Genomic DNA, 1,284 nt, shown 5'->3' with positions numbered 1-1,284 from the left:
CACAAGCCCTTCCCCGAAGTTAAACTATCACTCCCCACGAGTTATGGAAAAAACATCACTTTGCCCCTTGCCAAACAAGCAGCCATAGCAACGTCTGAGGCATGGCGCGACGCCCCCAATGGCGGCGCTCCGGTGTCCTCGTTGACGGTAGAAAAGCACCAAAACGGGTTTTCAACAAGGCCGCGGTAAGGCGTCGCCATCGCCGCCTTGTTGTGCCTTGTTCGATTACCGGTTCAGCTGATCCAAAGCATCCGATCTCGATCCGGAAGCATTCTGAACTGCTCCAAGTCATCAAAGGTCACCTTGTAGCCCCGCCCGTATCGCGGCCCCAGGGTGTAGTGGTAAACGCTCCGCTGATTCTGGACATCAAGCACGAACTGGATGAGCCCAATCCTCCAGTACATACCGTTCGGCTTCTCATCGCGCCAAGTAATCTCGAGCGGGCCAGCCTCTTCGGCCTCGCCACCGGAGAACTGCCAGAATCCGCTGTACGGCTCCTTACACTTGGCGCGCTTCCAGTCGGCGTCGGTTGCCTGCATGATCCAAAGCTCCTTCGGTGGGATTCCGAACTTCTTCGTCTCGCCGCTAGACTCGTATCGGACCTCCGCATCACGGCACTCCTTCCATACCGCATCGATCAAGGGAACTACGCAGTCTGGAAGGTTCATTTCTGGCACAACGTCAAAGGCCATGCACCCCTGACCGGGGGCGCGCTTGCGACCGCGGGTTGAGTGTTATGCTACCGGTGATCATCGAACTCAGGGCGGGTCAGGGGTTGTATGCGCCGGCTTGTTCGGCTTCTTTGAATGTTGTCGAATTCGGTGCCTGCTCTATTGTTATTTCTTTCGTTCATCTGTTATGCCTCGCACGGCGACATTCGGGACAATACTTCTGAAGGATTCGTCGGTATCGTTTGTTGGGGTGACCATACCCATCGTTGAACGTATCCAGAGGATAAAATTCTCTCTTCTCAGTGATCCAGTCAAATCCGTGACTGATCGTGACAACTCCTCGGTTCTCAACAAATTCACTGGTAGTCTCAACTTGGTGGACTGGACATGTGTCCGGAAAATTCCAGTAGCCCTCCGAAACAAACGTGGTCAGCCAGAACCAAGCTGCAAAGCTTAGTGCGAGGATACCAGCGCCAATAAAAACGTATCGACCTCTTATTTTTGGTTTCGCCATATGGATTTTCTGCCGAGACCCTATGGCTGCGACTGGAGCCAGCCACGCGCCTTCGGGGTGGTTTGAGGGTTGAAAGGGAGGTGCCGTGTCTGGTTCAAG

The 1,284-nt window shown here is 54.4% G+C and carries 2 protein-coding genes; both read right to left on the bottom strand.

What is annotated here, in order from left to right; all coding sequences use genetic code 11:
* Positions 1-233: 233 nt before the first annotated feature.
* Positions 234-692 (bottom strand): hypothetical protein, encoded by a 459-nt coding sequence (locus ACG2LG_RS23870; protein WP_396263379.1) that lies wholly within the window; start codon positions 690-692, stop codon positions 234-236.
* 157 nt (positions 693-849) lie between these two features.
* On the bottom strand, positions 850-1,284 hold a 435-nt coding region (locus ACG2LG_RS23865; protein WP_396263378.1), incomplete at its 5' end, for a hypothetical protein.

Origin of the sequence: Haloferula sp. A504 (genome assembly GCF_044385805.1) — a bacterium.
Lineage (GTDB): Bacteria > Verrucomicrobiota > Verrucomicrobiia > Verrucomicrobiales > Akkermansiaceae > Haloferula.
Note: the sequence above shows the minus strand (reverse complement) of the source record. Positions and strands in the feature narration are given on the sequence as shown.

Coding starts and splice junctions, on each gene's coding strand:
- ACG2LG_RS23870 (WP_396263379.1), bottom strand. CDS start 692: ATGGCCTTTGACGTTGTGCCAGAAATGAACCTTCCAGACTGCGTAGTT.